Annotated in this window: 9 protein-coding genes; 6 read left to right on the top strand and 3 right to left on the bottom strand. The window is 28.7% G+C overall.

Annotated features, from left to right (window positions below):
* Positions 1-186: 186 nt before the first annotated feature.
* A complete protein-coding gene (locus D9V42_RS05400) occupies positions 187-864 on the bottom strand; it encodes an SDR family NAD(P)-dependent oxidoreductase (protein ID WP_122063619.1) in 678 nt (225 codons plus the stop codon).
* 151 nt (positions 865-1,015) lie between these two features.
* Between D9V42_RS05400 and D9V42_RS05395 the strand changes: the two genes are divergently transcribed.
* On the top strand, positions 1,016-1,570 hold the full coding sequence (locus tag D9V42_RS05395; protein ID WP_122063616.1) for a TetR/AcrR family transcriptional regulator: 555 nt from the start codon (positions 1,016-1,018) through the stop codon (positions 1,568-1,570).
* A gap of 414 nt (positions 1,571-1,984) precedes the next feature.
* On the opposite strand, the gene D9V42_RS15645 is transcribed toward D9V42_RS05395, so the two are convergent.
* Entirely contained in the window at positions 1,985-2,293 is a 309-nt protein-coding gene (locus D9V42_RS15645; RefSeq protein WP_325167787.1) for an alpha/beta fold hydrolase, read from the bottom strand.
* Between the two features lie 17 nt (positions 2,294-2,310).
* Positions 2,311-2,847, bottom strand: a complete 537-nt coding sequence (locus D9V42_RS15640; protein ID WP_325167786.1) for an alpha/beta fold hydrolase — start codon at positions 2,845-2,847, stop codon at positions 2,311-2,313.
* A 116-nt stretch (positions 2,848-2,963) separates the two neighbouring features.
* Between D9V42_RS15640 and D9V42_RS05385 the strand changes: the two genes are divergently transcribed.
* From D9V42_RS05385 to D9V42_RS05365, 5 genes are all read left to right on the top strand, one after another.
* Entirely contained in the window at positions 2,964-3,533 is a 570-nt protein-coding gene (locus tag D9V42_RS05385; RefSeq protein ID WP_122063613.1) for a CGNR zinc finger domain-containing protein, read from the top strand.
* 416 nt (positions 3,534-3,949) lie between these two features.
* On the top strand, positions 3,950-4,696 hold the full coding sequence (locus tag D9V42_RS05380; protein ID WP_158593180.1) for an SDR family NAD(P)-dependent oxidoreductase: 747 nt from the start codon (positions 3,950-3,952) through the stop codon (positions 4,694-4,696).
* Positions 4,697-4,893: 197 nt separating this feature from the next.
* Entirely contained in the window at positions 4,894-9,270 is a 4,377-nt protein-coding gene (locus D9V42_RS05375; RefSeq protein ID WP_122063607.1) for a non-ribosomal peptide synthetase, read from the top strand.
* A 614-nt stretch (positions 9,271-9,884) separates the two neighbouring features.
* The gene (locus D9V42_RS05370; RefSeq protein WP_122063604.1) at positions 9,885-11,804 is read left to right on the top strand and encodes a coiled-coil domain-containing protein; all 1,920 of its coding nucleotides are present in this window, start codon (positions 9,885-9,887) and stop codon (positions 11,802-11,804) included.
* Between the two features lie 105 nt (positions 11,805-11,909).
* Positions 11,910-12,428: a magnesium transporter gene (locus D9V42_RS05365; protein ID WP_107556275.1), complete on the top strand. Its 519-nt coding sequence runs from the start codon at positions 11,910-11,912 to the stop codon at positions 12,426-12,428.
* Positions 12,429-12,611: the final 183 nt, after the last annotated feature.

Here is a 12,611-nt window from a genome sequence, read left to right as displayed (position 1 = left end):
CTGCCTTCAAGTCATTGATTTGAATGGCAGTTTTTTGCATAATTAATCCCTCACTACTAGCTGATAGTGAGAGATTAGTCTATGTTAGTTCCTTGATAAATGTTTTATAACATCCTAATACAGTAAAACATAAATTGTTTAATTAATATAAACATAAATTTTTATCATTTAAGTACAGTACAAAAATTAGGAAATATCAGATTTTTTAAGATCTTTTGGGAAGGTTTCTTCAAACTTTTCTCTTTGGTTATATAAATTATACCAGGCCTCCGCAATCAAATTTGGGTCTCCTATTGTTCCAGGTTCTATCACTGTTCCTATTGAAAGATGTCTTATAAATATGTTTTTATCTTCCAGTTGAGTGTAGAGGCTTTCAGCATAATTACGTAAGCCTGCTCCTATAATTCCAGCATTTCCAGCAAAAGGTAAAGGGAATATTGTAGATACACCTGTTGTAAATAGAATTGCCCCCTCCCCTTTATTTATCATATCTGGTAAAACGTCGTTAACCAACTGAATTGATGGGAATAGATAAGTTTTTAACATTTCTGATACACTATCTGGCGTAGTTTCTAATATATTTGTAAATTTATCTTCTTTGGCGTAAGGGCTAAACTCTATGACATCAATCGAACCAAAATCAATTTTAATTGCTTGGATAGATTGTTTTAATGCTTCCAAGTCTGTGATATCTGCTATATAAGTTTTTGTCTCAATGTTTAAATTACTCAATTCTTCTTGAATAACTTTTAATTTCTCAGAATTTCGAGAAATAGTTGCTACTCTAAATCCTTCAGAACCAAATTTTTTAGCTATAAATAGTCCTAAACCAGTACCTGCGCCTACAATGACTAATGTTTTCATTTTAAGTAGCTCCTTGTCTATGATATATTAAAACAACAAAGTGTTGCTTTAAGTAAAATATACAATTAATAAAGTGATATAACAATCAACAAACCATGCTTGAATGTTGCTATAGCAACAATAACTTTAAATTGTTGAGGAGATGATTCAAATGGCAGAAAAAGTAAAAAATTTGAGAGTGACACATACGAAGCAATCATTGATTAACGCCTTTTTTAGTTTAGTAGATAAAAAAATTTTTGAGAAAATAACAATAGCAGATATCACAAAAGGGGCTAAAGTAAATAGAGCAACATTTTATGCCCATTTTGAAGATAAATATGACTTAATCGACTATATTATGGAAGATTTTGCTACAGTTACTATTGAGAACTATGTTTCGGAAACCATGATTTTTAACCAAGAAAATATAAGTCAACTCATTTTAGCAGTTCACGATTTTTATCAAGAACCTAATATTGAATGCAGAAGCAGCTATGCTGGATTAGCATTACCTCAAATGAAAGAAAAAATACTAAGCGAGTTGAATAATGTTTTAACAATAAGTTTGAAAGGTGTTTATGAAGATAATGAAAAAGAAATATTTGTGCCTATTTTTGCACAAATGGTTCATGAAGCCGCATTACAGTTAGCTGATAGTAATGGTACGATAGAGAAGGAAGCAATAGCTAAGAAAATTGCATTTTTTATAGTTGGAAGAGCTTAATTTTTTGATTGTAGTATAATCAATTTTGGCCATTTGATTTCATTCTGCTTCATTCATAGAATGTGTTTTTCGATAATATATACACCTAACATCGTCAAAAGTTTCATATTGCTAAATAATTTTTGATTATTGATAGTAAAGCCAGTTTATGAACATAAATATCTAAGAAAACCCTCTTAAATTGTATTTAAGAGGGTTTTTGTCAAAAATTAGCGTTTTTGGAATTATATGATTTGCTTTTTCAATAATATTATTAAGAATTGTAAGTATTTATTTTAGAGTGGTAATTTTAATTGAAGAATGAAATAAAGATAATTTTTTATAGTAAAATCATGATTATTTAGTCAATATTTAAAATCTCTTTATACTTTTGAAGCTTTTTGTAACTTAAAACAAAACTTAACCTTTATACAATTATTGTTTTAATCTTGAGCTTAAAAAATTTTTAATTAAAAATGCACTTGTTGTAAGTTCTTCTTCTAATGGGAAATGACCCGTGTTAAATAAATGAACTTCACAGTCCTCAATGTCTCTAAGAAAACCTAATGCACCTTCAGGTCCGAAAAACATATCATTTTTACCCCAAGCTACTAATGTAGGTGGTTGATAAGTTCTAAAATACTTTTGCCATTTTGGATATAATTTCAAATTATTTCTGTAGTCATAATATAGGCTTATTTGTATTTCTTGATTGCCTTTTTTATCTAAATTTTTTTGGTCCATATTCCATCCATCAGGACTTATAGTATCAGGGTTTCTTGTACCATCAATGTATTGATATTTGTGAAATCAGCTGTTAATAATTTTCTTAATTTTTCTTTGTTTTCATTTGATGGATTTTCCCAATAATCTCTGACTGGGTCCCAAGCCGATAACAATCCTTCTTCGTATGCATTGCCATTTTGACTAATAATTGCTTGTATTTTATGTGGGTTCTTAGTAGCTAATCTAAATCCTATTGGTGCGCCGTAATCATGAACATATATACTGAATTTTTCTAAAGATAGTATTTCTATAAATTCATTTATAATATTTGAAATGTTGTCAAATGTGTAATCAAAGGCATTTATATTTGGTTGGTCACTATTTCCAAAGCCTGGATAGTCTGGCGCAACCAGGTGATAATCATCTTCTAATTTTTCTATTAAACTTTTATACATATGTGATGAAGAAGGGAAACCATGTAATAATAAAATAGTTGGGTCTTTTGGATTGCCAGCCTCTCTATAAAATATATTGATATCTTGCACAGTTACTTTTTGATAAAACGTAGTCATTTTAATTCCTCTTATCATATAACCTTTTAAAATATTTTTACAGGTTATATGATACGCGTGAATAACTAACTTGTAAAACGATAATTTAAAGGTTAGTATATAGGTGGGGTGATAGCATGGACAAAAAAATATTAACTATTGGTGGAAGAGCATGGATTAATCTAGTTAATACGACATTTATTAAAAATAATAAAAATATGGATTTATTGACTAGTAAATCAGATATATTAAATTGGTTAATAGAGAATAATATGGTTAATCATAATACAAATGAAAATATTATAACAGATGAATTAGTTACTTTGCTAAAAGAATTGAGAATGTTATCTAACGAAGTATTAAATAGTATCCAAAGTGATGCAAAACTTTCGCAGAGTATTAAAAGTAAAATAAAAAAATATATAAATGACACAAATATTACTGTTGATTTTTTAGATAATGATAAAAATATAGATTTAGCATATATAGGTAAAACTATAAAGGATAATATAACCTATATTATTATTAATGATTTAGTCGATACTTTGAAACATTACGATACTAAAAGAATTAAGCAGTGTTACCATGAAAATTGTATATGTTATTTTCTTGATATATCAAAAGCTGGAAAACGAAAATGGTGCGATATGGAAACGTGTGGAAATAGAAAAAAAGCAAGCAACCATTATCAAAAATATAAACATTAAATTAATACATCTTTGATTATTACTCCATCTATTGTAGTTGTTGTTACTTTAACATCGATAATTTCAAATTTTACTATTCATATTTACGGTATGATTTTATTATACGTGGTTGATTATAAATTTCATTTTTTTAAAGGACTAATTCATTTTCATATGAATTAGTCCTTTAAATATTTTGTTTGTGATTCTTATTTTCTTCTATAAACATTCCTTTTGCCATAGTACTATCCACAAAATTTTCTTTTATTAAACTTTGTATAGCTTCCCATTGTTTTTAATTTCTTTAATATTATATAAAAATATATTTTTTATTGATTGGTAAACATATAAAAAATGATTTATAACTGATTTTTATGTTATTATCGTGATTGTCATTGATATTTCAATTTTAAAATATAATTAAAAGGAGTGTTAGTGTGGATAATAAGCATTACATTATTACTGGGGGAACCAGTGGTTTAGGTTACTCTATCGTAAAAACATTGCTTAATAAAGGTTGTAAAGTTACTATCCTTTCGCGAGATTTATATAAATTTAATCAAATTGAATTATTTAAAAATAACAAGAGTGTTCAGGTTATAGAATGTGACTTATTAAATATTGAAGATTTAACATTGCTAGAGCATAAATTAAGCAATGATATAGACGGTTTTATTCATTGTGCAGGCTTGAGTTATATAGTAAATATGTCTTCCATCTCTATAGAGCAAATGAATGAAATTTATAAAATTAATACAATTAATTTTTCTATTTTATTGAATGTTTTGCGAAAATTTTTTGTTGAAGAACCAACAATTGTAGGTATTTCTAGCTTTGCTTCATTAATAACAGATAAAGGTACTGGTCATTACGGAGCTTCAAAAGCGGCATTTTCTCAAATATTAAATACTTTAAGAATGGAAGAGCCAAAGTACCATGTTCTTGTAGTAAACCCAGGACCAATAGCTACTCCATTTTTAAAGAAAGCAGATCTACATGGATTATATAAAAACATGAATAAAACGTTTATATTAAATCCAGATAAATTAGCAAAAACTATAGTAAAAGGAATTCAAAAGAAAAAAGAAGAAATAAACAAGCCTCAACTTGTCCATTACCTTTTAAAATTATATCAAGTATCACCATTATTTTTGAAGAAAAAATTACACAAATACTTAGCTTAAAAAGAAATGAGTAACACACCTTGAGATGTAGTAATCCCAAAATAAAATACATCCTGACCCTTTTCTGTTTTATTGAACTATACTTATTTGAATATATAATTGTAGTAAAAATTACAAAGAATATCGTCATAAAATAATATGCAAATGTATGTAATTACATGTTATATACATTGATTAAAATTATGGAGGTAAAATTAGTGAGAGAGTATATATTATCTGAAGCGCAACGTGAAATTATTCAGTTAGAAGAATATTATGAAAACACTAGTATTAATAATATAGCAGCAATGGTTACTATTAAAGATAATGTTAAAATAGAAGAAATTGATAAATCACTAAACAATTTAATAAAAAGACATGAGAGTTATAGGATTAAAGTTAGAAAAGTGAACGCTGAATATAAACAATATATTGATGAATATAAAAGAAAAGCCTTTGAGTATATTGATTTTTATAATAATAAAAAGGGTTATGATGAATGGATTACTACGCAGATAAAATCAAATATATTTGCCCTCAATAGCGAATTATTTAAATTTGTAATTTTAACACAGCCTAGTGGAGATATTGGAATATTATTGTTGCAACATCATTTTATTTCAGATGGCTGGAGCATGACTATAGCTGGGGATACATTATGTGAATCATTAATTTACGGAAAAAAAGAAGAAAATTTTGAATATACGTATTTAGATCACGTGGAAGAAGAAATAAATTATAAAAATTCATCTAGATTTGAAAAAGATAAACAATTTTGGATTAAAAAAGTAGAAAATTTAGAAAATAGCGAGTTGTTTGAAAGTAAAAGGAATAATAGTGCCCAGGGGAATAGGCTAAATTATAGACTTTCAGACATATACACACATAAAATTATGGAATTTTGTATAAGTAATCAATTGAGTATTAGCAATTTGTTTTCCGCTGCTATGCTAATTCTAAAGTATAAAAAAAATTCAGTAAATAAGAATTCGATTGGATTAATATTACACAATAGAAATACGCAATTTGAAAAGCAAGTCACAGGAGTCTATTCAAGAGTGTTACCTATAATAGTGGAAATAGATAAAAAATTATCCATTAATGAATTTTTAAAGTTAATGAAAAAAGAAACATTCAAATTGTTGAAACATAGAAAATATCCAAATAGTTATATAGTGGAACATAGCAAAAATGCAAAAGGTTTATTAGACTTTGTAGTATCATTTCAAAACACTCAACATAACCCAGATTTTATTAAAAAAGGATACTCAGAAGAATGGTTAGACCCTGGTACCACAAATGTCCCATTAGGTCTAAATATAAGTAATAGAGATGGAGAAGACAGCCTTGAAATAGATTACGAGTACCAGCTGGACCTGGTCAGCGAAAAGGAAGTTATAAATTTACACTCAAATATTATAAAAATTTTAAATGTAATTCTAGAGAATCCAGAACAAAAAATTAGTGAAATTGAGACTCTTACAGATGAAGAAAAGACGCTTATTTTACAGGGGTTTAATGATACACAAGTAAGTATGGATAACACGAAAACCTTTGTGGATGTTTTTGAGAGCCAAGTGAAAAAAACACCAAATAACAAGGCAGTTACTTACGAAGGTGAAAGCCTTACTTATCAAACATTAAACGCTAAAGCAAATCAAGTCGCGCATCAATTACGACGCAATGGCGTTAAACCAAATAGCTTAGTAGGTGTAATGACAAATCGTAATTTGGAAATGATAGTTGGGATATATGGTGTTTTAAAAGCGGGTGGCGCCTATGTCCCAATTGATCCAGAATATCCGATTGAGCGTATCAATTATATTTTAAGTGATAGTAAGCCCAATACACTATTAACAGATAGAGATTTAGGGACTTCTATTGAATTTAATCAATCGGTTATAAATTTAATGGAAGACAAAAGTACATCAATACAACCCACAAAGAATTTATCGCATGTCACAAGTATATCTGATGTGATGTGTATTATTTATACTTCTGGCACTACAGGTAAACCTAAGGGTGTTAAGATAACTTCTAAAGGTGTTATGAATAATCTTAATAGAAGGATTAAGAGATTTGGTATTAGTAGTAAAGATAATATATTATTTAAAATGCCATTTACATTTGACCCGTCAATTTGGGAATTATTTGGATGGGCTATGGTTGGTGCACAAGCCACATTGTTACCTTCGGGGAAAGAAGGTAACTCAGAATTAATCACATCATTAATTCACACATCTAAAGTATCGATAGTTGTCTTTGTACCTTCAATGTTTAATCCATTTATTCATTATATTCAGTTAACTAAACAAGCGAACTTACTTTCTAGCTTAAGGTATGTCTTAGTTGGAGGCGAAGCAGTGAAGCCAGAGTTAGTTAATCAATTTAATCAATGGATTGGTAAGGTGAATAATACACAATTAATCAATGTTTATGGTCCTACTGAAACTACTATTGATGTGACAAACTTTAGTTTTGAAAATAATGTTATCTATGAAACTATACCTATTGGTCAACCTATTGCGAATACGCAAGCGTATATTATGGATGAAGATAATAATCTCATGGGTATTGGTACTCAAGGAGAGCTTTGTATAGGAGGAGCAGGTGTGACTGATGGTTATTTAAACCGCCCCCAATTAACAAAAGAAAGATTTATTGATAACCCGTTTGGTAAAGGGAAATTATACCGAACAGGTGACTTAGCGAAATGGCAAGAAGATGGAAATATTATATGTTTAGGGCGTATCGATGATCAAGTAAAAATACGTGGTTATCGCATTGAACTTGGTGAAATAGAAAGTGCTTTACGTAAAAATGAAAAACTTACAGATGTCGCTGTCATTGCCAAATCAATGGGAGATGGAAATATAGATCTTTGTGCTTACCTAGTCTCAGAAGAGCAGCTAAACTATGAAAATATCAAAAGAAATTTAAGCGAAAGCTTGCCAAATTATATGATTCCAAAATATATAACTCAAATTGAAAAAATACCAGTTACAGATAATGGTAAATTAAATAAAAGGCAGTTACCTGAAATTAAGATTGAAAGCAAAGTATATGTTGCACCTAAAGATGACACAGAAGTAATGCTTACCCAAATATTTGAGAAGATAATAGGTATTGAAAAGGTTGGAATGAATGATAATTTCTTTGAAATAGGAGGACATTCACTTAATGCTTTGGGAATTATAAATGAAATAGAATATAGAAGTGGTGTTCGTATACCAGTCACAGTTATTTTTGAAAAACCAATAGTTATACAATTGGCTAAAATTATAAAAGAAAGTAATGAATACAAGAATATACGAAATATACCAAAAGCTGAAGATAAACTATTTTATTCTATATCTCCGATTCAACAGCATATATATACTTTGAATACAATTGCTGGTAAACAAACAACATCATATAATATGCCTGGAGCATTTAAAATAAAAGGTGATTTAGATATTCAACGCATACAGTATGCCTTTCAAACTTTAGTTAATCGGCATGAGGTATTAAGAACGCGTTTTGAAAGAATTAATGGAGAAACTGTTCAGATAATCGAAGATGATACACAAATTAGTGTAGACTATGAAGAAAAATCAAAAATTGATTATGATAGTCTCTTACAAGACTTTGTACAACCGTTTAATTTAAAGATGGCGCCGTTGTTAAGAATTAAAATAGTGAAATATGATGAGCAGCGTTATATATTATTATTTGATATCCATCATATCATTTCAGATGGAGTCACTATCTATCATATCATTAATGAATTTTCAAAATTATATCGAGGTCATAACATAGAAAACAAGAAGTTACAGTATAAAGATTATAGTGAGTGGATTAAAAATTATGATTTAACCGACCAACGCAAATTTTGGTTATCACAGTTTGAAGATAAATTACCTATTTTAGATTTACCTTTAGACTATCCAAGGCCCAAACAACAAACTTTTGAGGGCAAAACAATTACTGTAAACTTGTCTAATGAAATGAAAAAAGCAATGGATAAACTTACACAAACAACTGGTAGTACTGACTATACAATATTATTAACATCGCTAATGATATTGATGAGTAAGTATACTAATCAAGAAGATATAGTAATCGGTAGCCCTTTTTCAGGACGTACCTTTAAGGATACGGAAGAGGTGGCGGGTCCGTTTTTTAATAGGCTTGCTTTACGTGGTTATCCAAAAGAAAATAAATCAATAAATCAATTATTAACAGAAATTACTGATTTATCGTTAAAAGCTTTAGATAACCAAGATTATCCTATTGAACAATTAAAAGAAGAAATTATAGAAAAATATAATTTAACTCGTAACACATTGCATGATGTAACATTTTCTTTTCAAAATATAAATAATCAGTTATTGAACATAGACGGTTGGGAAATTGAACGTAAAGAAACTTTCGATACAAACGTTAAATTTGATTTACACATGATAATCGAAGGTGATGAAGTTTACAAAGTGTCTTTAAAATATGCAAGTGAGTTATTTTCTTCATCAACAATCAAACGTATGTTGGATAAATTTATAAATATATTAGATAATGTTACAAAATATCCAGAACAGAAAATAAGTGAAATAGAGTAAAAGATTAACTAAATAGAACACATTAGAATTGTTTTTTATATCAATTCTTAAGTAAGTTAAAAATGATAAAAGTCCGAGACATAAATTAATGTCTCGGACTTTCTATTTTTATGTTCTTGAATAAAGAACCTCTTTATTGTTGTAAAACCAAATTCGATTTCATTGGTAACCATTTACTGAAACTGCTGTTTAACCTTAAATATTTCTGTGATTAATGAGGTAGTTTGACGAAGTTCATTTGATGATTTTAAATGGTGAATTTCCACACATCACTGTTAATCCTTCATTTCACAACGAAAAAATGTTTATATTTCAGATATTGTGTAAAAATTATCACAAAATCAGAAAAATTAATAATTAAAATACGTGTTTTTATTTAAAATATTAATATTACAACTTTAATTAATATGTTATCATCTAAATATGACTGGTAATAATAATTTATTTGAGAAGATATTAAAAAATACATAAGTTTGTTTTTTGATATTATTTCATTGCACAGGCAGAAATATTATTTTATGACTTCTTGACTATCGATTAAGCATAAAGTGAAGTCATTTAAGTATTATTAAAATACTTTTTAAACAATAACTCGAATGGAAGGATGACATGTAATGAGCAATAACGTTTTAGATATTAGTTCTTTAGAAATAGACCATGTACTTGCAGGAGAAACCGAAATATATATTGTTCCAATCGTTGCCCCAGTATTGAGAAAAGGAGATTCTAAAGGGAATGCTGTTGATTCTTTTAAACAAATCTTAGGGTCCTCAAAAATTGTGCAATCATTTGATGTGACAATAGATCATAATGATGAAAATGAGCCATTCAAAATATTCGAAGATCGAGAATACTGTATTACAGACCTAACTTCTTTACAACATATTCAAGAGGTTAAACGTCCTGACTGTAATTTTGGTTTAAGACTGTATATGCCTCATAAAAATGAGTCCAAATTGAAAGTTATAAACAATGATATTTTAAAAGACATCAATATTGCTGGCTGTGATATTTCTGATTTAAGTAAAGGATTAAACTTTGAAACATTACAACCACTGAAAGATGCGATTATAGAACAAATTCAAAATAAAAATGGAGCTAAGAAAAAATTGTTTAATGAGAAAAAGAATAAACAAGTTATATCTATAAATAAAAACGAAGATTCTTCAGACATACAGTTTTTAAAGAGTAATCTATATCACACACTGGATTCGCTTATAGATAAAATATATTTAGATGACGAAAATTTAGAATTTAGAAGTATTGTCGATGATAAAGGATATAATGAAGACATATTACCTACTTACCGAAAACTTGAACAATTAACAGAAGACGACTTTAATAAAGCAAAAAATGATAAATTAGCAGTTTTAGAAAAAAAGAGAGAAGATATTATAAACAGTATATTCAATCAGCTTGTTAATGATTTGTGGAGCAAAAGCATTGAAGCAGATAAAATGCGTAATTATAAATCTAATGATTCTCAATATCATAAAACATACACACAAATTGAAAGTAAATTACAAGAAGATTTAGGAGTTATTCCAAAAAAAGTTGAAGAACAAACTAAAAAATTAGAAAAAGAATTTGAAACAAGTAAAAACGAGCGTAGCGAAAAAGCACGCAGAGATATGGAAGAAAGAATAGAAAGAGAAGAAAGACCGATTTTAACAAATCGTATTCGTGAATATGAGAAGACATTATCAGATAAAGCAAAAAATGCTTATAATAATCAAATTAAAGTACTAGATGCCAATGTGAAAAATGACTATGATTTGCATATTACTAAGATTGTCGATGACATCGTTCAACATCATCAAGAGACTATAGCTACTAAAAAGTCGGAACTTCAAAATATTATGGAAAAAGATGTGGAAACATTAGTCCAAAAAAGAAGTGAAGATGTCGACAAACTTAGAGGAGAAATTAGTAAGTTAGAACAAGATTTAATTCATAATGAAGCAACATTTAATGAACGTTTAGATTTAGCAGTGAATCAAAAAGTAACTGATTATGAATTAAAAGATTCACAAATGACAGATGAAATTAATTGGTTAAGAGTAGAATTAGAGAAATCAAAAAGAGAAAGCGCAGATAAAGATGAATCGATCCGTTCTAAAGAAATGGAACTTCAAAATAATAGAAGTCATCTAGATCGATTAAATCAACAACTAGAACAAAGTAATCAAACAAGTTTAAGTATCTCAGCGCGGGCTATGGAAATTAAACAACAGGCCCTAAGTTTTTCAAATAATGATTCAAATCAATCAAATTTCAGTAAGGTGGCTGGACCGCAGAACATCGATGTCGGTAACTTATTAGATGATGATGCTGAAAAAGCAAAACGCTATGAACGAAGAAAAAAACCAACGTTCTTTACTTGGTTAGGTGGACTCTTTTTATGTGCCGTGCTAGGTTCAGGTACTTTATTTGGTAGTCATGTAGCCAACAGCCAAGAAAAACAAGATAATAATAAAGAGACGCAAACTCAAGTTCAAAATTCACAAAAAACAGAATTATCAAAAAATAAATAATGATGTTTAGAAGCACCTATTGTTAACAAAATAGCAGTCTCAATGGATAAGTGAGCGCTAGCTTAATAACACGGATCAATATTAAACAATACGGGAGTGGAAACAATGAACCAACAAAAATTAGAAGAATTGAACCGGCTGGCAAAGGGCACAGTAAAAGAGAAAAAAATTGCACTTACATTTGGTTATCAACCAATCATCGAAGCATTAAAAAAGGATGACAATAAAGAAGTTTCAGATTTTGCGCAAACGATGGATGCAAACAAAGATTTGAAATTATACAAAAATAACCTCTACTATAGACGTTCCAAAGAACAATTTCAAAAAGATTTGAAACAAGCAACGCAATATATGTATGCTACATTAATATTAATCGGTATCGCTATAGTATCTATACTTATTGCGGTGGTTATCTTTTTTGTGAATCCAACTGCGAATGTGTCATTATTTATCACAATTACAGTGTTAGCGATATTAGGGTCACTTGTCACGGTGTTACTTTCCAAGCGAACTGGGGTTTCCTATAATAACAGTAAGCAATCATTGGCAAGGTCCAAATATTTACTCAATATTTCACAGTCTAATTCACAATCACTACAAGCACAAATCAATAATAATGAATAAGACCGATTTAAATTTAGAAAGCTATAAGTTTGTTTGCAACGCTATACTTAGAATTACTGACGAGTACTAGCTACATTGATTTGTCTAGCTATTTAAATTAATTTAATCAATGGTTAATAGAAATTTACTAATCAAAACCACCCGTATAACGGGTGGTTTGCTCTGCGGCTATAAGCCTTTTTT

It is taken from the genome of Staphylococcus pseudoxylosus (genome assembly GCF_003697915.1).
Lineage (GTDB): Bacteria > Bacillota > Bacilli > Staphylococcales > Staphylococcaceae > Staphylococcus > Staphylococcus pseudoxylosus.
This window is presented reverse-complemented; position numbering and strand designations above follow the sequence as displayed.

What these genes read in the sequence shown, in the direction of transcription:
- D9V42_RS05400 (WP_122063619.1), bottom strand. Translation starts at nt 864, where the DNA reads ATGAAAACATTAGTCATTGTAGGCGCAGGTACTGGTTTAGGACTATTT.
- D9V42_RS05395 (WP_122063616.1), top strand. Translation starts at nt 1,016, where the DNA reads ATGGCAGAAAAAGTAAAAAATTTGAGAGTGACACATACGAAGCAATCA.
- D9V42_RS15645 (WP_325167787.1), bottom strand. Translation starts at nt 2,293, where the DNA reads ATGGACCAAAAAAATTTAGATAAAAAAGGCAATCAAGAAATACAAATA.
- D9V42_RS15640 (WP_325167786.1), bottom strand. Translation starts at nt 2,847, where the DNA reads ATGACTACGTTTTATCAAAAAGTAACTGTGCAAGATATCAATATATTT.
- D9V42_RS05385 (WP_122063613.1), top strand. Translation starts at nt 2,964, where the DNA reads ATGGACAAAAAAATATTAACTATTGGTGGAAGAGCATGGATTAATCTA.
- D9V42_RS05370 (WP_122063604.1), top strand. Translation starts at nt 9,885, where the DNA reads ATGAGCAATAACGTTTTAGATATTAGTTCTTTAGAAATAGACCATGTA.
- D9V42_RS05365 (WP_107556275.1), top strand. Translation starts at nt 11,910, where the DNA reads ATGAACCAACAAAAATTAGAAGAATTGAACCGGCTGGCAAAGGGCACA.